Consider the following 20022-nt stretch of genomic DNA (forward strand, 5'->3'; position numbering starts at 1 on the left):
TTAAGCGTCATCCCAGCGCCGGGGAAAGGTCATGGTAAAAGTGACCCCCTGGCCGACCTCACTTTCCAGTTTCATATTTCCTTTGAGGGTCTGGGTCACCAGGTTAAACACAATGGACATGCCAAGCCCGGTCCCGCCTTTTCCCCGCATGGTGGTAAAAAACGGATCAAATATTTTTTCACTTTGTTGTGGGTCCATACCGTGCCCATTGTCCTGGTAAACAAAAATCACCTGTCCCTCTTTGCAGGTAATGTCAATATCAATGGCCCTGTGTTCTAACCCATTGAATCCGTGGATTAATGAATTCATGATTAAATTGCTCAAGATCTGGGAAAACGCACCGGGAAAAGAGTTCAGCTCTATGTCAGGCTCACAGGTTACCTGGACCACATGACCGGTTTTTTTATACCGAGGTCCCAGACTTAAAAGGATTTCATCCATGTATTCCTTTAGATTGAAACGACGGCGATTTTCACTGGATTGGTCAACCGCCACCTGTTTAAAGCTGGAAATGAGTTCCGCCGCACGCTCCATGTTAATCAGAATGGAATTGGACACCTCTTCAACGATGGTAAGGTAATTTTCAAGTTCACTTCGTTTCAATTCCCCGGTTTTATACAGTTTATGGAATTCCCGGGTTTTGCCATCCAGAAAAGAAGCGGCTGTCACCCCAACCCCCACCGGGGTATTAATCTCATGGGCCACCCCGGCCACAAGCTCTCCCAGGGCTGCCATTTTTGCCGATTGAACCAGCTGATCTCTTGTCAGTTCAAGGGATTCAAGGGACAGGTTCAATTCCTTGTTTGCCTGTTCCAGTTCTCGTTGGTACCTATCTTTTTCTTCAATAAAATGCTTACGTTCAAAGGCTTTATTCACCGCATGGGACAAAACATTCATATCCTGGATGGGTTTGATAATATAATCCCAGGCCCCCAGACGAAGGGCCTCCACTGTATCAGAAATATTTCCCACCCCGGAAACAATAATAATGGGGATATTTTTATCTTTTCGGGTCACATGGGCAAGAACTTCAAGGCCGTCCATTTCCGGCATGCGAAGGTCGCATAAAATTAGGTCCGGCTGTTCATTGGCAAATTTCTCCAGGCCGATTTTGCCGTTCTCAGCCTCGATGACTTCAAACCCAAAGTCTTCCAGAAAACCGATGACACTGTCCCGAATATAGACTTCATCATCAATTACAAGAATTTTTTTCCCTTTGGTTTCATCCATGATACATATATTCCATTTCTTAACGATTTAAAGAGAATCGCCCGCTCTCGCTCTATTTTTTCAAGGCATCACAAATTAAATTCAGGTCATTTGCTGGTTTTATAAGAACCTTGTCCAAAGTTACCCCAAGGGCCTGTATGGCTTTGGGAGGAATATAATCTGCAGAACCTGTGTGCACCACAAATTTTATTTTGGGCCGGATTTTTATGGCTTCGAGCATAAAGCTATTGCCGTCTTGGCCCGGTAGTCTGATATCCACCACGGCCTCGTCAATGGAATGCTTCCGAATAATCTCAAGGGCCTGTTCACTGCTTTCCGCCTGGAAGACCCGGTAACCTTCATCTTCCATGAATGCGGCAATACTCTGGCGAATGCTTTCTTCATCATCAAGTATCAAAAACAATCTGGGTGCCTGGGACATATTCTTTCTCCCTTGTTAAACCTTAGGTTATGGACGGGTTCACTTTTAGTAGCTGCTGTACCTGCTCTGACAATGACGCAATCATCACAGGCTTCATAATAAACCGTTTTATTCCCGCCGTCTCCACTATTTTTTTTTAATGCCCCCGGCATGGTCCGATTCGTTACCACTCTTTCTTTCCCGATTTTTTTAAACGGGTTTATTTTTTATTCTGTCTATTACAGCTATTAGGGTTGAACATTATTCTTGTAGGGACTTATCTGTCAAGGAATAATCCGGGGAGAGATATAAAACAACAGGCCCGATGGTGAGTCGGGCCTGGGAAAAGGAAAAGGATGCAATGACAGCGGAGGTTCCTCCTAAAGGCTTTGCCATCACATTTTATAGAATTATTCAAAAAACATCTTTTGTAAATCAGGGAAAAACTTGAGTTTTGAAAAAATAATCATTTACAATTGAGAAGGCAATTAATAGGTTAAAATCGAGTCACAATTAAAAAAGGGATGCCCCCCATTGTGGGGGATCCCTTTTCCCCTCCTTCGGGGGATTTTCTTTTATATTCAAACAGTCTACAAAAATATTTAGAAGGTGATCGAAAGATAGAGCCCTATTTTTGCAAAAAAACAAGAGGAAACGCAATGAAGCTATCAAACGGGTTTAAGACAAGCATGGCATTAACGCTGGGATGTTTCGTTTTGTTTATTGTCTCAGGATGTTCATTAAATAAAATTCATAGCCAGACACAGATTGTTGAGAATAGTGGTTTTATTAAAGGAGCCATCACTTTGAGCAGCAGCCAGAAAGGTTCTGTTGTTGTTCTGCACTTTCATGACGAACAAGGCATTCCTGTTCTTAAACATCAGATTGTTATTTCGAAAAATGGCACTTTTGGTTTCTCCGTGCTTCCTGGTAAGCACTATATTGCCGCATTTATTGATGTCAATAATGACGGCCAATATCAAACAGAAGAGCATGGCAATTATTACGGCCGTCCTTCAATAATTGACGTTGCATCTAAGCAGACGGTAACACTTGAACCCATAACAATTTCCGGGCCTGCTCCTGAAATACCAGCTGAGATAAAGCCGATTTCCAAGATTACGGCTATTTGGACAAATATCGGTGAGGTCGTTAAGTTGGATGACCCCAGGTTTACCCAGGAAAATTATGAGATGGGACTTTGGAAACCTTTTGATTTTCTTGATCGTGCTGAAGGCGGCGTATTCTTTCTTGAGGAATATCAGACAGGAAAAGTGCCAGTGCTTTTTGTTCATGGTGTTATGGGTGGACCTACAAATTTTAAAAAGATGATCAGTGATATTGATAAAAGATCTTTTCAGCCCTGGGTTGTTTATTATCCTTCCGGTCTTCGGCTGGACATGATTAGTGACTATGTTGTTGAAGCAGTTTCTCGTCTGCAGAATAAGTACGATTTTCCTGAATTTTATGTAATTGCTCACAGCATGGGGGGACTGGTTGCTCGTTCTTTTGTGAAGAAATATGTACACCATGCCCCGGGGAATTTAAAAAGGTTAAAACTGGTGATGACAGTCAATAGTCCTATGGGGGGAATGCCTTCTGCGGCTACAGGGGTAAAATATTCACCTATCGTCATTCCCTCTTGGCGTGATGTCGAGCCGGGCAGTGAATTTTTGAACGACCTTCACAAATGGAACTGGCCACTGGAGATTCCCTATCACTTAGTAGTCTCATATACAACAAAAGACAGTGGTGATGGAGTGGTTCCTCTGCAAAGCCAGGTTCCTTTGAAACTTCAGGCAGAATCGACACGTTTGTATATTTTTAATAACCACCATGCGGGAACACTTGAAGATAATGACTTTCTTACCTTATTCAATAAGATCCTAGCTGACAATTTGAAGAATTTGTAATTGGCTATGTAAAAAAGGGTGTTGAAACCATCCAATTTGTCTGCGGATTATAAATGGCCGGCATTCAAGATTCCAGGAAAAAAATTCTGGTTTGCATTTCCTGAAGAACTTGAAGAGTGGAAAGAAAAGCAACAAATACAATGTTACTCCCTTCCCTGGTGAGCTGGGGAGGGGATTATCCTTGATAAAAATAATTCTATGTAATGTCAGCAGCAAAAAGCCCGGTCATGTTTTGGCAGGGTTTTTTATTTCGATAGGGTTTTTTTTCGGGGTAAAAATAGAAAAACGCATTAAATGTGTATTAAATTGGCCTGAAATAAAAAAAAATCCCGAGAACCTAAATTCTCGGGATAGTATTTATTGGGTTGGCTCCCCAGCACGGATTTGAACCGCGGACCCATTGGTTAACAGCTAATTTTTTAAGGTTTCAGCTAACTTCACAAAATATAACACAATCACACCATAAAAGCATTACTGTAGGGCATTACAAAATTTTTAGTTTGTTTCTCTATCATTTAATTTCACTTGCCATAATCAAAAAAACGTGTAAAATGTGTGTAAATAGCGGACCCATTGGTTAAACAAATCAACCCAATAATTTTACACAACCATTGTAAAAGGCTTGAAAAATGATTTCAGAAAAAATTAATTGGATAAAAGGCAACAACCCAGGGGTAAGATATTACAAACATAAAACCCGAAAGCACGGCGTTAAACTGGATAGATATTTTTCTGGTTCTTATCAGGTTCAAGGAAAACGAAAATTCATGGGCTTTGGTTTTGAGTCTGAAGGCTGGACAGACAAAAAAGTGTCAGACAAACTTGATGAATATAAACACAATATGAAAACCGGGGAAGGTCCTGTCACGTTAAAAGAAGAAATTACCCTGCATGAAAATAAGAAAGCAGACAAAATCAAGCAGGCAACAAAAGAAGATAAAGAAAATATAACTTTTTCAGATTTCTGGACAAGTTATTACAAGCCCTTTTCTGAAAACAAAAAAAGTTGGGATGCAGAAAAGAGTTTTTATAAAATCTGGATAAAGAAAGCCATCGGGGAGAAACCATTAAAAGACATAACAATTTTTGATCTTGAGAAATTAAAAGCAAAAATGGAAAAAGCCGGCAAATCCCCAAAAACGGTTCAGCATATCCTTGCAAATATCAGGCAGGTATTTAATCGGGCAATCCATTTAGACATTTTTCCCGGTCCGAATCCTGTTTCAAAAATTAAATTTCAAAAATTAAACAATCAACGTGTGCGGTTTCTTAAAACTATTGAAACGGAAACCTTGCTGAAAGCATTAATAAAAAAAAGCGATCAGATTCATGATATGGCTTTGTTAAGCCTTCATACCGGGATGAGAGCAAATGAAATATTTAGACTTGCTTGGAATCACATATACTTTGACAATGGGATGATTCATATCATTGATACCAAAAACACTGAATCCCGATATGCTTATATGAGTGATGCCGTAGAAGAGATGCTACAAAAGAATTATAAAAACAAAAATACAGATTTAGTTTTTCCAAATAGTGATGGCAACAGGATAAAATCCATATCAAAAACATTTCCAAGAGTGGTTGAAGACCTTGGATTTAATACAGGTGTAACAGATGACCGGGAGAAAGTTGTTTACCATACCTTACGCCATACATTTGCCTCATGGCAAGTACAAGATGGTATGGACCTGTACACACTCCAAAAACTTATGGGGCATAAATCATTTCAGATGGTTCAAAGGTATGCACACTTGGCACCGGAGAATTTAAAAAAGGCCACAAATATTTTTAATAGAATGGATAACAAAGCTAAGGTTATTCCTTTTCCCAAACAAGCATAACACTTTCTCCGGGATAGAAACGGAGTAATTAACCGATTTGAACGGGTGGTTTTCCTGAACCATTTTTCCCGGGGGGGGGGGGCCTAAATCAGGTGTTCACAAACAGGAGTGAATAATATGAAAGACTTAACTGAAGATAGATTTAAATTTTATAAATCTCAAGACTGCTGGAATCCGTTAGATGCCGCTTTTATCGTTTGTCGTATTGATCCAGCTTCACTAAATTATAATTGGTTGCGGTTGCCTGAAAAAGTCAGAAAAATATATAAAAAGTCTGTTGTTGATTTTAACAATGGAAAGATTCAATCTTTCGATGTGATAAATATTACCGAAAAAAAACAAATTACGCTTCTCCAAAAATATTGCCCAGAATTTTGTCAAAAAAATGATTCAGAAAATTTAGATATGGTATATTTTCACCCCTGTGATTATATCGAGTGGATTTTCGATTCCCAAGTATCAGGGGTGCCCTCAGACTTATGTATCGCTGGTGATAGTAAAACAGGCTACTGTTGGAGGGTTGACCCTGATGGAAACATTAATAAATCTAACTTCAATTATAAACAAGTCAAACCAGGATTTCAGCCAATAAGTCGACAGAAAGCATATGAAAAGATGAAAAGACGTGATTGCTGGACTCTTGGAGAGAGCATTATTTTGCTTCGGATTCCTTTGGCATTTACATTTTATTCACATAAAAAACTTCTGGTTGAGGAAACTGTTAAAGTTGAAGATATTGAACCTTATATTAGCGCTATTCAAGTAGGATCTTTGAGACCTATTGATTTTAACAAAAACGATGCAAAATCAAAAGATTGGGAAATTAATTTTACAGATTTGCTGGTTTTACCATTTGAATTTCTTGAATTTGTAAAAGAAAAAGATCTGTTTGAAATACCACCAGAGCTGGATTTTGTTAAAAAAGTTTCTAAATCCGGAGAGATTGAATATTCTTGGGTTAAAGGTAATGTAAGCAAATCTAACCTAATAGATGCTGTTTTATTTGATGATCTTCTTTTGAACTCAAGAAAAGAAACCGATATTTTATATAATAGTTTGAAGCAAGTTTTAAAATTAAAAAATAAAGGTACGTTTGAGACTTGCAGTGAAGATGTCAAGGAGGCTTTTCGAAAAAGACCACAGAATTATAAAATTTTAATACCAGAAGATATTAATAGTGAAATCGATAATCTAAATAATCCAACCCGAGATATTAAAGGAAAGCTAATATTAAACATTATACAAAGAATAATGCCCGAAGTGTTTATAGACAAAAAAATTAGTACCGATTATCAATCTTTGTATCAGCGTTCAAGCAAATTAAAGAAAAGAGTTGTCTAAAAAGTAGTCGTTTTTTAGTCTTTATAAAGTATTTTCATAGGCAAGACATCTGTTTTACCTTCATGATATTTAAGTGTGAACATAAGTTAAACACAAAATACATGGAGGTTTTTTTATGGCACTCGCAATTCACTATCCACGACAAGCAGTTAAGAAATTCTTAGAAAACCGGTTCCCAGACACGGATTGGTCAATTGTTGTAGATGATATGCCCAAAATCATTTGGCGTCATCGTTGGAATGACCTAGCGGAAAGATATGGCCTACCATACCGGAAAGGGCATATTCAGAACCTTGATTCTAAAGGTGTTGGTCCCTCTGCCTTTATTGAAGGCAAAGGAGATATTCATGAAAGCAAAATATGAGATTGTGAACGTAGGCAAGGCAATATTTCCAGCCGATGTCTCTCTATTAAAAGAAAACGATGAAATATCCTTCAACGCGACTGATATGGCAAAACCGTTCGGAAAAAGGCCAGATGATTTTTGGAAGCAGAGCCAAAACAAGGAATACCTTGATGCTTTAATTACCCTGTCAGAGGGTAATTACAAAAAAGACACGTTTATCTCCACAAAACGCGGAAAGTGCGGTGGCACTTATTTTCACAAAGATTTGGCCTTGCAGTATGCCCGATGGTTAAACCCTGTCTTCGGTGTTCGCCTTGACAAATGGACGATAGCGCGGCTCCAGCAAGAACGGGATTGGAAGCAACGGCGCCTTGAATCCAAGACTGGTTTTTTACCAATGACGAACGCTGTCTTAAATGCTCATGATCCGGTAAAAAGTTATCATTATTCCAATGAAATTGACATGATCAATAAGATTGTCCTTGGGATGAGGTCCAAAGATTTCAAACAAAAATATGGAGTTGAAGATATCAGGGAGTATATAGACACCGAACAGCTATCTGAAATATCCAGGCTTCAAATCATAAACACGGGCTTAATTGAAATTGGAATGGCCTATAAAGAAAGAAAGGAGAATTTGGAGAAATGCCATAAGCGCGGCCTGTTTTTGGTCGGCCACGAAAAGGAGAAATGCCTTGAGATATAATGAAATTCAAAAAAAAATGCCCTCTGAAGCCAGCAAGCATATCAGAGGACACGAAGGACTACATAAAATCCAAGAACAGAATACCACAGCAACACTGAATTGCAAACAAAAATACAATCTCCTGCAAGAAGAAATATTTTCTATTTTTGTCAAATCCGGTGAAGTTGTTGAAGTCAGAATCCTGAATGTTTGGGGAAAATCTCACGCCTGGTCCGGTTTTGCAAAAGGCACGGTTGCTGGATATTTTGACCGCTTCAAATTATTTGAAAATGCGATCAAAAAAGCCATTCAACATCAGCTTAATAATATTTATTTTACATTGCAGGTCATTGATCCAAGATTGATTGGAAGGGCCTATAACAAGCTGAAACCAACCGATTTGACCACCTCGGATAATAATGTCCTTTTTTACAGGTGGATACCAATTGATATTGATCCAGAAAGACCTTCAGGAATATCATCCTCTGATACTGAACTAAAGGGGGCCATTGAGCTTCGGAATACAATAGCTGAATGGATAATTGATACCACGGAATATTCAGCACTGATAACGGCAGTGTCCGGAAATGGTGCCCATATTCTTGTTCCATTGCCTAAAGACATGCCGGTCAATGATGACTCGAAGGAGTTTATCAGAAATTTTCTGGGAACTGCTCACGAGATGTTTAGTACATCCTCTTTGACAGTTGATACTACGGTATACAATCCCGCTCGAATCTGGAAGCTTTACGGCACCAAGGCCATGAAAGGAGATCAGGTCCCAGGGAACGAATACCGGGAAGCCTTGGTTCATCGGGAATCTTATATTGATGACCTGGGAGGTTTCTATGGGGTTTAATGTTGCACAGCTTCTCAAGGATATCGGTACAGTACACAAACAAAAAGAATCTACATATCAAGGTTCTCCCTGTACCCGGTTTGAGCTTGCAGAATGTTTTTTTGATACGTCCCATACTAAAAATGATGCCTGTGTTTTTCAATATGGGAATGGGGCAGTTGCATATAAGTGCCAGCACCAGAGCTGCAAAGAAAGGGGGTGGAAGGATGTTAAGGCCCACCTTGACTTAAAATATGGTGTGGATTTTGGGAAATACTGGTCAAAAACTCCCACCCGGGAATCAGGCAAAAAAGAGGAGTGGGCACCCATATCATACCTGAGTGGTGAAGATATCCTTGCCATACCGATGAAACTTGAATGGATAGTATCTGGATTTATCGCTCAGGGAGAATCTTGCCTTATCCATTCTCGTGGTGGCCTTGGAAAATCAATGTTTGTTCAGTTTGTTCTGCTGAGCATAGCTGCTTTTTCAAACAGATTTGAAGACTCCTTGGATGGTTTCCTGGGGGAGTTCATGATTTCACAACAGAGGGTGAGTCTTTTTATCGGGTCCGAAAATGGCCGGGTTTCTGCTTACCAAAGATTAAAAAGTATGTGCAGTGGATCTAACCTGGGGGATGGTTTGAAAAATATATTCTTTCTGTCCCAATATGAAGACACTACCATTTCCGGGGTGGTCTTTCTTGATCCAAAGTTTTGTAAATTCCTTGTTGGTTTTATCAAGAAAATTGAAACGGAAAATAACGTGAAGATTGATATCCTCTGTGTAGACCCCCTGATTAGCTTTACAGGTGCCAGTGACGAGAATAATGCTGCTGAGATGAGACCGGCCCTTGATGCCATGGATGGTGTCTGTAAGCAGGTAAAATGCACTCTCATCGTAATACATCACGACAAGAAGGACGGCTCAGGGTATCGGGGAACCACTGCTATTAATGATTTTTTTCGTAATCGGATAAGTTTAAAGAAAGAGTTTATTGCTGAAAATCGAATCACGGAAGTAGGTGCTGATGGCATGGCCACTGGGCAACGGGTTGCTTCAATCCCGGTTATTCGAATCACCCATGAAAAGGCCAACAACTTTCAGATGTTCAGCCCTTTCCTGGTCCAAATGGACCGGCATTTACACTTCAAACGGATTGATGAACAGTTGAACCCGGAAGATGCGGAAAAAGCAAATGCAGTGGCACAGGCACTTTTAGACATGGGAGGTTATGCTAAATCAGCCAATGCCCTGGCTAAAGTTTATCAAGACTTTGCCGGTTTGGGAAAAACGGCTGCTAAAAATCATATAAAAATAGCTTCGGAGAATGGTCTTATTAGGCGTGAATCAGTTGTTTTAGATGGGAGTCAGACCTATGAATATCGTACACTTGAAAACTAAAAATACCACATTGTGGGGGTGGTCACTTGGTGTTCGGGTGGTCGGGTGGTCACTTGGTGGTCACTTTAAAAAAGCGACCACCCTAAAAGACCTGGTATTAAGGGTTTTCAGGTTTGGTGGGGTGGTCACTTTACTGAGCACCAGTGGCCACCCTGAAAGCCCCTATTCATGGGGTGGTCGGGTGGTCACTACCCTTTATAAGAGTGAGTGAACCACCCCTAATGGGTCCACCCCTCTTAAGAGGAGGTGGGACTTCTTAAATAGGAATTACAGCAAAATTTTCTTCAGGAGTACTGCCGGGAGAGTGTGTAAAAAACGAGATATCTTTTCCAAAGTTGCCAGCACTCGGAAAAGTTGAAATAAATTTTAACATCACAGGAGCATGGACAAAATGACCGTAAATTTAAAATTAAAGCAAGGGGCGGAAGAGTATCGGCAGAAGTTAAATCTTGGTTTGGTTGAGAAATCAGTACCATTAGATCCCATGGAGAAAGCAAAACAGAACCCCAAGAGTTTGAGATCTGCGATTAATGCCAAATGTTTTGACTGTTGCTGTTTCCAGAAACCAGAGGTGAAATATTGCACTGCTGTTAATTGTCCTCTACATCATTTGAGACCATGGCAGCCAAAGGGGGAATAATGGGCAAATCAAAAGATGTGGCAAACACAACCGACAAGCCTGAAGCGTTAAAGGTTACTAAAAAAAATAAGTCCGATTTCTGGGATTTTTCAGGATTCAAAGGGGAAGAAGCATCGCTTAGTCTTGTCCAATTAGGAATTAAAGTTGCTTCCAGCTTGAATCCAGATGACCATGAAGGGACTATGGTTAATTATATGGGAATGATGATAGAACTGAAGCCTAAAGATGGATTTGAAGGAATGTTGATAAATAATATGGTGGCTACTTTTCAACAGGCAATGCATTTTTTTCAATTGGCAAATGTTCCAGAGAACAGGGGATCAACAAAGATTCAATCATCAATCATGAACATAGCCATAAAACTGATGCGTGTATATAATCAGCAGCTTGAAACCCTGGATAAACACCGTAACAAGGGTCGACAGCGTATGACCGTTGAACACGTCCATGTCCATGAAGGGGGACAGGCAATAGTCGGAGAGGTTCACCAGGGGGAGGGGGTAAGCAATGAAAAATGAAGATCAACCCCATGTCTGCAACCCTTTTAAGGATGTTCCCAAATGTGGAGCCAGAAGTAAGAGGACCGGGCAACCCTGCCAGCAACCTGCCATGGCAAACGGACGGTGTCGGCTGCATGGTGGCAAGTCCACAGGGCCACCCAAAGGCAATAAGAATGCGCTTAAACATGGGCATTACACCAAAAAGGCAATAGCTGATAGAAGATATGTCCGACAGTTGATTAAGGATTCTAAAGAGCTATTTGATGGTGTATAAGCCAATTGTCGAAAATCAACTCTCTGATGTAAAAAACAACTGAATAATTACTTTTTAGAATCTGCTCTATCTCCAATATAAGGTAATGGAGTTTTTAATAAAAAAATTGTTCCATTTTCCATATAGTGGATTTTTTTAAAAATTTGGCAAGGATTTCATGCACTTCATCAATAGAAAAAGTTTAATCAATTCTTGTTACTTTATTTTCCATTTCGTACATTTATTTCTCAGTAAAAAATAATCCTAAATTACCGTAAATATCATCAAACATGACTATTGTGATGTAATAAAATTGGTACATTTCTTGCTTTTTTGTATAGTTAGGATAAAGTCAAACCTGTTGTGAAGCAGGGACGGAAAGCCAAAGGGTCTTGTAGGAAGATAGCCAGGTTGCCATAGAGACAATTAAGATAGGAGGTTTAATATGAAACGAATTTACATCTTTTTAATGACCGTATTCTTTTTGTTTTGCTTTGGTGCTTCGGCCTATAGTACAACTATAGAATTGACAGGTACAATTCGAGATTTTAGTATTAATCATGTTGATATGGAAGGAACCATTTCAGGACTGCAAACTGGGCTTGTCAGTGCAAATCTCAACGGATCTAATAATCCAGATTATATAGGGTCTGGGGGGGGAGATAAAGCATCTGGCGGTATCAATGGTATTGCATCTTTTAACGAATGGTACAATGATAGTTCAGCAAGCGTGACGGGTAGCTATGCAATAACTCTTGACAATGGTGGGTCTGGAAATGTTTATAGCTATAGTAACAATTCATTTTTTCCCATCGACGGTGAATTAGGGAATGAAATTACCAACGGTCATAACTATCATTTCACGTATGAAATGCACACAGAATTTACTTATCAAGGTGGTGAGTTTTTCGAATTTATAGGTGATGATGACATGTGGGTATACATTGATGACCAGCTTGTGGTTGACTTGGGTGGTGTACACGGTGAAGAAGATGGTAATGTAGACTTAGATACAGAGGCATTATTATCTCTTACTATAGGTGAAAACTATGCTTTTGATTTGTTTTTTGCAGAACGGCATACCACTCAATCTAACTTCACAATATCCACTTCAATCGCCCTTGAAAGCAATCCAGTTCCAGAACCTGCAACAATGCTTCTCTTTGGAATTGGTCTTTTAGGACTTGCAGGAGTAAACAGAAAGAAACGTCAGTAAGTCTACATAGATACAAATGTCATGAAAACAAATACCGTATTGCGGGATAATGATGGCAGACGTTGGAATGGACGGAGGGTATTTTTATATACCGACTATTCCCCTGAAAGAAGGTCTGGTAAAGACAGAAGATCATGTAAAGACAGACGGTGTAAATTAAGGCAATAATTTAGTTGGAAACCATGGGCAGGGTCATTAAGTTGGCTCTGCCTTTTTTTTTATTTTCTCTGTGATTCGTTAATGGATATTACATTATATGATCTATCGAATAGGCCAGAAGCCATTCTTTCATATTCTACTCTATAATATAACAAATTTATAGCTGCTGATTTTGAAAAACATCTTTCAGGATTGAGCTGCTGTAAAGTGAATCTCCAATAAAGTTGATTAGGATTTTGATTCATTTAACTGTAATATTTTCCTATATATTTGAATGCCACTCTCTAAAAAGTCTAAACTCACCCTCTTATCCTGTATATCCAAATCCATCGCATTTATCATAAATATAGGTAAAACACTTAGGAAAAATATTTCCTAAAAAAACACAATAACTTCCTAAAGTCATGATTAATTTGTATCAAATTTTATCAAATTTGATACAGGATTTTTGCTGATTTTTATTCAGTTAAAAAAATATCGCTGTTAGACCTTACCAAACAAGAGTCTATACAAAAGAGGGTCTTCGCAATCGCCAAACAGGAATGATTTATGCATGAGAAATAAATAATTATATATTAAAGCCAAACCTGTTGTGAAGCAGGGACGGAAAGCCAAAGGGTCTCAAAGGGAGACAATTTGTCCTTAATAAAAACTATTGAAATTTTTTAGGAGGTTTTATGAGAAAGTTGTTTGCACCCTTGTCCATTTTGTTACTACTATTTTTATTATTGGGGAATGCATTTGCGACCACCATTACATATTATGATCAAGGGGAATTTACTACAGCCACTGGTGCAATAAGCAATGGTGCCATTCCCGACATAGGTAATGTAGGAACTTCTCAAACATTGAATAACCTTACTTTTTCAGCAGGAAATTCAATTTACTTCGGAACAGACGGAATGATATCCTCAAGTTATGCTGGGTCTTTTAATGACTGGACAAGTCTTCTCACAGGGGCGGACATCGCAATTTCGGGCACTGAAAATCTGAATGTTTCTATAGATATAACCCCTTCAATTCATGCGTTTGGCTTTAATTTCGTAGAACCTACTACAGGCACTGTAAACGTTGCTGCGGCTGATGTCGTGGACTCTGTGTTTAAAGTTGATCTCTATAATGACAGCAATGTTATATTTGAATCTTTCCAATTTAACGCTCCTGATAACGAAGCATATTTTTTCGGCGCCTGGTCAAGCGTTGCAATTAATTCAGTACAAATTACCGAAATTGTGGGTGGTATTGATAATGAATTTTTTGGTGAATTTTATCTCGGGAGTACCGCAGCTCCAGTACCTGAGCCTGCCACAATGATGCTCTTTGGCATTGGCATCCTCGGCCTTGCGGGAGTAAGCAGAAGAAAACAATAAATGCAGGCGAATGAAAAACTTGTATGGGACAACGACTGTAGACGTTTAGGCATTGATAGAAGGGTATTCACATATTCCGAGTATTCTCCAGAAAAAAGATCTGGTAAAGATCGGAGATCTGATGCTGATAGAACTACCAAATTGAGATAGTCTTTAGTCACACAAAAAAAATGGGCAGGGTCTGTAAAAGGACTCTGCCTTTTCTATTTGGTGAATCAGGAGTAAGATCTGTTTGTCTCTGCGGAATTATCTATCCCTACCAGTCTACCCATGATCAAACAACCAATCAGCACTCTGTAAAACCCCCTTGAATAAATAGATATGCATTGTATTATCTTTTCAAGTCCTCTTTCATATAGAAAGCGTACATAGGTAGTTGTATTAAAAATTAAGGGAAGACCCTTAGGAAAATATTTACTCACAATATTACATTTTTTACTGAGAAATTAAATTCATAAAAATGGTCTAAATCTTATTTTATAGGCTTCTTCACCTTAAAATAAAATGGTCTATAAATTGCAGCAACTTGGACATATATTGAAAAAAATATGGCCTTTTTGATGCGACAATAAAGTTATATTAGACCAATGAGGGCTGTATTTTCATTTTGTTTGTTAAATTTATTAATGTGTTGTCAAAAGGAGAAGTTATGAAGAATAAGTTAATTGTTTTGTTTTTAGCCCTGTTTTTATTTGGCTTTGCGGTTGCATCTAATGCAACAACAATAGATCAAACAGGAAATCTATTGAATAATGGAAGTTTTGAAACTGCTACCATTGGTGTTGATGTTGGTGTCGCTGTCACAGGGCATAATATACAATCCGCAGCTGCCAATTGGAAACAATGGAGCAATGCGGGAACGGGCACAACTGTAACTACAAAATTGGTAACAGACACTGTATTTGATGGAGACTCAGCTCTATATATTGAAGCTGGTAGCTGGTCTGGAGGTTTTACATTAGAGTCCTTTCATACTCTTGGATGGGATACATCCCAACAACTTACTTTTAGTGGGTGGGTATATGTGATTGAAGGACAAGCAGGAATATGGAATGGAAGTAATGATAGCGGATTTGGAAGCGCCCTATCAACAAAAATAGGTGAATGGGAATTCTTATCTGTTACTATGGATGCTGGCGTTAGTATTAAGAACGACGAGCCCCTTCTGTATTCTGCACCAGGATCATCAGCTAAGTTCATCGTTGACAGTGTTTGGTTGAATTATGGATCAAAATCAGATCACCCTGGTGCGCCTGTCCCTGAACCAGCCACAATGATGCTTTTCGGCATTGGTCTCTTAGGTCTTGCAGGTGTCAGCAGAAGAAAAAAATAGTAGATTCAAATCGATACATCATGAAAAGGCAGGCTCTCTAAACGATCCTGTCTTTTTTTTTGGGAAAAATATGGGAGACCTACTATCATAGAATGATTACCCAGTGTCTCTCCTGAGAGAAAAGACTGTACTTCAAGAGGCTCGTATATAAATTAGGATTGCCCGGAATCATTCAGCGACTATAAGTATTCATAGGGCTCAGTTCTGACAATATTTGGGAACCCCTATATATGGTATGCCAGGTTTTCCAAATTAGAACTTTCCATTTCCATTCAAATATATGAACCGCAGGAATCATTCTTGGACATTCTGCTACTGTAATTTTTATAATATATACATCACATTTTAGCAGATTCTTGGAAAGCTCTTCCACGGCCCTGGATCAAAATCCGGTTACTCTCCAATTAAGTTTCATGGGATCTTAATTTATTTGGTCATGCTGTTTTCCATATAGGTGAATCACATCAAAGACTGAAAGTTTTCAGAAGGTTGAAAAGGCTTATGGGAACGATATTAAGAATTTTCTGAAAAATGCCATGATATTGTTACATTTTTTACATATATTGTTATATTTTTTACATATATTATTATATTTTTTACCCATTTTCATATGAATTTGTATTTCCCTATTAATATGGAATTTATTTTCATAAAATATGTATAAATAAAATCAGAGACTTAGAAAATATTTTAATTATGATCACATCGTTGGAATAAAGATTGCTCTTTAATGATATTAACAAAGCCAAACCTGTTGTGAAGCAGGGACGGAAAGCCAAAGGGTCTCAATGGGAGATCGTCTGGTTACAATGAATCGACAAAGGAATTTTTATATGAAAAAAATATTTTTAGTATTATCTTTGCTATTAGTTTTTGTGACTTCATCTTATGCTTTTAATTATTCTCAAGATTTTCAGAATGGTCTTGGAGCAGAATGGACACCAAGTGAACTTCCAATTTCGACCAATAGTTATTTTAGTAGTTTTTTAGGTAGACTTGGAAATTCAACAGCCACTCTGAATTTAGATGGTCTTGGAGTTGGTACTCAAGAGGTTACTTTGACGTTTGATTTTTTTGCAATGGATTCCTGGGATGGAGATAATATAGAGTGGGGACTTGATTATTTTAATATATCCGGGGATTACACTAATAGCTGGACTGTTAAACGAAGTACATCAAACACAACCGCAACTTTCCCCTATGAAGTATCCGAGTGGGGTGATTTTGGATACAACGATGGTTGGACAGATGATATTTATAGAGATATCTCTATCACTTTTTTGCATTCTGGAGATAATCTTACCTTAAATTTTTTCGGGTCTGGACTACAGTCAATTGGGGATGAATCATGGGGACTTGATAATGTGAGAGTAAATAGTTCTCCCGTTCCCGAGCCAGCCACAATGATGCTCTTTGGTATTGGGCTGTTGGGCCTTGCAGGAGTAGCCAGAAGAAAACAATAGTATCAAGCAATAATACATCATTTGAAAAGGCAGGGCCAGCAATGGCTCTGTCTTTTTCTGTTGTATCTTCCCATTATTCTTTGAGTTCTAATTCCATTTTATGAGCCAAGGGCGTCATACCCGAGCATTTCCCCGCACTAATTTTTATAATATATATAAAACACACCACCCGGCAATTCATTTGCTCCCCCAGGGCAAATAGTCCTGGGAAATTCCCTTGCGAAAATAATTCTGGACAATCTACAGACCAATAAGTTTTTAAAACTAAGGTTTTCCCCTATTTACAAACCTGTTTTAATTTACTAAGGAATCGTAAGTAAATAATATTTATGACAAAACCAAACCTGCTGAAAAACAGGGACGGAAAGCCACGGGTCGATATGATAGCCGGGTTGCCATTAAGGTGATTCGGTTTTTTTATTTTAAAGGAGGGAAGGATGAAACGAATCTTTTTATTATGTTGTTTGTTCTTATTACTTTACAGCTCTGCAAATGCTACATTAATCACTATCGGCACAGCAACTTACGGAGGATCAAATTACAATCTTATTTGGGACAATGATGATAGTTTGATTTGGTTGGATTATACAGATAGCTATGCTACTTGGTACACTCAAGACAATTGGGCTTCCGGACTCAATTCAGGATCAGCATTGACCATTAATATTAACGCATCTTATGATGTAACTTGGTCAGCTGGAGGCAACTGGGATCTTGGATCAGTAGGTGAGTTGACTGATCTTTATTCTGAGAAAACGGCTGCAGGATACGCTAGTAATTTTGATAACTTATCCTCTTTTAATTGGTACTGGACTAGCACACAATATGATTCTGGAAATGCTTTTGTATTCAGTATGCAAGCTGGTTACGCAATTACCAGTACTATGGACAATAATGGTTATAGTGGATGGTTAGCTGTTCGCAGTGGACAAGTAGCTGAAGTAAACCCAGTTCCAGAACCAGCAACAATGCTCTTATTCGCTCTCGGTCTTCTCGGTCATGCAGGAGTCAGCAGGAAGAAATAGCACTAACACGAACCTTAAATATATTTCAAATAATTTTATTGAAAATAAAGGAGGGAACAGTGTCAAAGATTATTTCCATTATTTTTATGGTGCTATGTATATTAATTTCCAAATCCATTTCATTTGCCCAGACATTCAATGTTTCCAGCCCCCAAGGATTACTCATACTGTCGCGCTCCCTTCTTTCAACATATCAAAAAGTATTTTCAAAAGCGCACATAGCCAGACTGAGGCCATCAAGCCATACATAACTTTTAATGAAAAATGTTAAACAATGACCACGTCTACTTTCAAATTATTCATAATATACTCGTTTTTAATGATAGTGCTTGCAGTGTTGCCAAAAGAAGTTTTGGCAGCGAATATTCGTCCGCTTATTGTTGGTTCTGGCTCATACCGTGTTATCGTAATTGAAGGTAATATCAAGCCAGGGGATTCCGACACATTTATAAGTATAGCTAAAGAAAACCAAGGCAAAGTGAGCGGTGTGTATTTGTTTACCCCTGGTGGTGATTTTTATGAGGCGATGAAAATTGGGAGGGCCATGCGAGCGCTTGAGTTGTCTTCACAGGTGCCAATGCGTGATTCGATCGGACGTGCTACTTGCGAAGACTCATTCGCCACTCCAAAAGACCCCAGAAACTGCACATGTGCGAGTGCAGGATTCTTTATACATATTGGGGGCGTTCATCGAGGTGGCACATATTTGGCTGTCCATCGCCCTTACTTTGGAAAAGGTAAATTTGGGGAACTTTCACAGGCCGATGCCAAAAGGGAATTTGATGCTTTGCAGCAAAGTGCACGAACGTATATGGAAGAAATGGGGGTCCCAGGCCATATTCAGGAGGATGTGCTTGGAACTCCATCAGACAAAACTCTCTTGCTTGATGACAAAACGATAAAGACCTATTTTTGGCTAGAGTTGCCATACCGTCATGAATGGATAATCAACAAATGTTCTCTTTTTTTGGCGGATGAGAGAAAACGATTTGAGGATTATCTTAATCGGTCACCAGGGAGCTTTACAACAGCAGAATCTGATGATTTTGATGCACTACTGAAAAAAGATAGCGAGAAAAGAAAGTGCGCGATTAAAGTTAATAAGCAGAGTCGATTTGAAGCCTACACTAAGTACTTTGGTGAAAACCCCACCGATTACAAAAATCATGATTTCTCAAAATGGGCTCTTGCTCCCAAGTATATTGGAAAACGATTCTATGATCTATTAAGCGAAGAAAAATTTGAGGAAGAGAACCAAGAAATCATTAGCTTACACTCTTTGAAGCGCAATGCTACTGCAAACGCACCCAGTATCAGCTTGTCTGATTCTCTACTATCGGAACCGCGTGTAGTTAGTTTAGTAATTTTGGCGAGTCCACCAAATCCGTCTAAGGATTTCATTCATCTTGTTGTGTCAACTCTTGAAGAAAATTGGGGAAATAGCAAAATTAATGAAAATTCTGACAAATGGTCTTGGATTATGGATAAATATACCGCCGAACTTAAATATGAGACAGGTTTTGCATCTGGGTCTTCTTTGGTTCTTGTAATCGATGAAAAAAAATAAAAAAAAATGGTTGGGAATGACACCTGAAGATATGCGTATTCTTCCCGCTATAGTGTGTGTGTATGGAGGGATGGCCTTGGTTGAATTTTTAAATTTATCAGTATGGTTCTATCTACCATGTCTCCTTTTGGGAATTTACTTTATGAGTAAGGTGTTCAAGGCGGACCCAAAAGAGAAATAACTAAATAGATAGTTCTTGACGACATTTTATATGCAAATGAATAACCCTGCTGATAAAGTCAAAGATCGGGTTAAAGAAAAACTGGTCACAAGTTTAGTCACAAGCTGTGACCAATAAAAAAGAGTGTAGGCGCGAACCAAAATCTTATCCCGTGGTTGGACACCCCTACCCCTTGCTTGATATTAGTCGTATATGTATGTGATTTGAAAATGATACTTTCATGGAGTAGGTCGCAATCCAGGCTTCCCCGGTATTAAGGTGCTGGGAAATAAATTATAAGAAAATACAGGTCTATCAGAGAAAATGTATT

Annotated in this window: 18 protein-coding genes and 3 riboswitches; of the genes, 16 read left to right on the top strand and 2 right to left on the bottom strand. The window is 38.8% G+C overall.

Annotated features, from left to right (window positions below):
* Both ACZ45G_RS21655 and ACZ45G_RS21660 read right to left on the bottom strand, forming a co-directional pair.
* The gene (locus tag ACZ45G_RS21655) at positions 1–1230 is read right to left on the bottom strand and encodes a sensor histidine kinase (protein ID WP_464172586.1); all 1230 of its coding nucleotides are present in this window, start codon (positions 1228–1230) and stop codon (positions 1–3) included.
* A gap of 52 nt (positions 1231–1282) precedes the next feature.
* The gene (locus ACZ45G_RS21660) at positions 1283–1651 is read right to left on the bottom strand and encodes a response regulator (protein ID WP_464172587.1); all 369 of its coding nucleotides are present in this window, start codon (positions 1649–1651) and stop codon (positions 1283–1285) included.
* Positions 1652–2289: 638 nt separating this feature from the next.
* Between ACZ45G_RS21660 and ACZ45G_RS21665 the strand changes: the two genes are divergently transcribed.
* The 16 genes from ACZ45G_RS21665 (at position 2290) to ACZ45G_RS21740 (ending at position 19531) form a co-directional block, all read left to right on the top strand.
* Positions 2290–3543, top strand: a complete 1254-nt coding sequence (locus ACZ45G_RS21665) for an alpha/beta hydrolase (RefSeq protein WP_464172588.1) — start codon at positions 2290–2292, stop codon at positions 3541–3543.
* Positions 3544–4172: 629 nt separating this feature from the next.
* Positions 4173–5390, top strand: coding sequence for a tyrosine-type recombinase/integrase (locus tag ACZ45G_RS21670; RefSeq protein WP_464172589.1), 1218 nt, complete (start codon positions 4173–4175; stop codon positions 5388–5390).
* 117 nt (positions 5391–5507) lie between these two features.
* Positions 5508–6731 carry a hypothetical protein gene (locus tag ACZ45G_RS21675; protein ID WP_464172590.1) on the top strand — a complete coding sequence of 408 codons (1224 nt, stop codon included), beginning with the start codon at positions 5508–5510 and terminating at the stop codon, positions 6729–6731.
* A gap of 115 nt (positions 6732–6846) precedes the next feature.
* Positions 6847–7095, top strand: coding sequence for a hypothetical protein (locus tag ACZ45G_RS21680; RefSeq protein WP_464172591.1), 249 nt, complete (start codon positions 6847–6849; stop codon positions 7093–7095).
* Complete coding sequence (locus tag ACZ45G_RS21685) at positions 7058–7783, top strand: KilA-N domain-containing protein (RefSeq protein WP_464172592.1); 726 nt, start codon at positions 7058–7060, stop codon at positions 7781–7783. The genes ACZ45G_RS21680 and ACZ45G_RS21685 overlap by 38 nt, the downstream gene beginning before the upstream one ends.
* The gene (locus ACZ45G_RS21690) at positions 7773–8621 is read left to right on the top strand and encodes a hypothetical protein (RefSeq protein ID WP_464172593.1); all 849 of its coding nucleotides are present in this window, start codon (positions 7773–7775) and stop codon (positions 8619–8621) included. The genes ACZ45G_RS21685 and ACZ45G_RS21690 overlap by 11 nt, the downstream gene beginning before the upstream one ends.
* Positions 8611–10005 (top strand): AAA family ATPase, encoded by a 1395-nt coding sequence (locus ACZ45G_RS21695; RefSeq protein WP_464172594.1) that lies wholly within the window; start codon positions 8611–8613, stop codon positions 10003–10005. Before ACZ45G_RS21690 ends, ACZ45G_RS21695 begins: the two co-directional genes overlap by 11 nt.
* Complete coding sequence (locus ACZ45G_RS21700; RefSeq protein WP_464172595.1) at positions 9980–10216, top strand: hypothetical protein; 237 nt, start codon at positions 9980–9982, stop codon at positions 10214–10216. The genes ACZ45G_RS21695 and ACZ45G_RS21700 overlap by 26 nt, the downstream gene beginning before the upstream one ends.
* Positions 10217–10644: 428 nt before the next feature.
* A complete protein-coding gene (locus ACZ45G_RS21705; RefSeq protein ID WP_464172596.1) occupies positions 10645–11163 on the top strand; it encodes a hypothetical protein in 519 nt (172 codons plus the stop codon).
* Positions 11153–11419, top strand: a complete 267-nt coding sequence (locus tag ACZ45G_RS21710; protein WP_464172597.1) for an HGGxSTG domain-containing protein — start codon at positions 11153–11155, stop codon at positions 11417–11419. Before ACZ45G_RS21705 ends, ACZ45G_RS21710 begins: the two co-directional genes overlap by 11 nt.
* Before the next feature lie 320 nt (positions 11420–11739).
* A riboswitch (cyclic di-GMP riboswitch) is annotated at positions 11740–11817 on the top strand.
* Between the two features lie 26 nt (positions 11818–11843).
* A complete protein-coding gene (locus ACZ45G_RS21715; RefSeq protein WP_464172598.1) occupies positions 11844–12614 on the top strand; it encodes a fibro-slime domain-containing protein in 771 nt (256 codons plus the stop codon).
* 836 nt (positions 12615–13450) lie between these two features.
* A complete protein-coding gene (locus ACZ45G_RS21720) occupies positions 13451–14143 on the top strand; it encodes a PEP-CTERM sorting domain-containing protein (RefSeq protein WP_464172599.1) in 693 nt (230 codons plus the stop codon).
* Positions 14144–14792: 649 nt separating this feature from the next.
* Positions 14793–15476, top strand: a complete 684-nt coding sequence (locus tag ACZ45G_RS21725; RefSeq protein WP_464172600.1) for a PEP-CTERM sorting domain-containing protein — start codon at positions 14793–14795, stop codon at positions 15474–15476.
* Between the two features lie 734 nt (positions 15477–16210).
* A riboswitch (cyclic di-GMP riboswitch) is annotated at positions 16211–16288 on the top strand.
* A gap of 21 nt (positions 16289–16309) precedes the next feature.
* Complete coding sequence (locus ACZ45G_RS21730; protein WP_464172601.1) at positions 16310–16939, top strand: PEP-CTERM sorting domain-containing protein; 630 nt, start codon at positions 16310–16312, stop codon at positions 16937–16939.
* A gap of 327 nt (positions 16940–17266) precedes the next feature.
* Positions 17267–17339, top strand: a riboswitch (cyclic di-GMP riboswitch).
* Positions 17340–17376: 37 nt separating this feature from the next.
* Positions 17377–17964: a PEP-CTERM sorting domain-containing protein gene (locus ACZ45G_RS21735; RefSeq protein ID WP_464172602.1), complete on the top strand. Its 588-nt coding sequence runs from the start codon at positions 17377–17379 to the stop codon at positions 17962–17964.
* Positions 17965–18238: 274 nt separating this feature from the next.
* Positions 18239–19531 (top strand): COG3904 family protein, encoded by a 1293-nt coding sequence (locus ACZ45G_RS21740; protein ID WP_464172603.1) that lies wholly within the window; start codon positions 18239–18241, stop codon positions 19529–19531.
* Positions 19532–20022: the final 491 nt, after the last annotated feature.

The organism is Desulfoconvexum algidum, assembly GCF_055382125.1.